The organism is Microvirga lenta, assembly GCF_020532555.1.
Classification (GTDB): Bacteria; Pseudomonadota; Alphaproteobacteria; order Rhizobiales; family Beijerinckiaceae; genus Microvirga; species Microvirga lenta.
Window position 1 is genome coordinate 1 of the sequence record NZ_JAJBBR010000033.1, and the last position, 650, is coordinate 650.

The window sequence follows — 650 nt, forward strand, 5'->3', positions numbered from 1 at the left end:
ATCATGTACATCGTCGTCGATGAACGGCAGATGGTGACGGCTGGGTACGTCGCCAGTTTCGACCGCGAAGGCATCTCATCCATCGGAGTGTTCTCCGGTGAGTTCCAGGACTGGCTCAAGGCCGCCTCCAGCGCCGATCTCGACGCGGTCCAGGGCTTCCTGCTCGGCGACTTCCAGGACCGCATCGCCTGCGCCGAGACCATCCGCCGCCACTCCCGCGCGCCGATCATCGCGCTCAGCGAGGTCCGCTCCCTGCAGCAGACGCTCGAACTCTTCACCGCCAAGTTCGACGACGTGGTGCGCAAGCCCGTGCACGTGCGCGAGATCCTGGCCCGCACCGAGGCGATCTGGCGCCGGGTCAACGCCACCCAGCAGGCCGCCGCCGCACCGGCCGAGCGCCTGACCGTGTTCTTCGACGGCCGCGACCCGGAGATCGACGGGGTCAGCCTGCCCCTGCCCCGGCGCGAGCGCCACATTCTCGAGTACCTGGTGCGCAACCGCGGCCGGCGCCTGACCAAAACCCAGATCTTCAACGCCATCTACGGCATCTACTCCAACGACGTGGAGGAGAGCGTGATCGAGGGCCATGTGAGCAAGCTGCGCAAGAAGCTGCGCCAGAGGCTCGGCTACGATCCCATCGAGGCCAAACG

1 protein-coding gene is annotated in these 650 nt (G+C 66.8%); it reads left to right on the forward strand.

The annotated features are described in order from the left end of the window. Positions 1 to 3: 3 nt before the first annotated feature. The coding region (locus LGR44_RS21670; RefSeq protein ID WP_226742794.1) for a response regulator transcription factor at positions 4 to 650 on the forward strand (647 nt) is incomplete at its 3' end.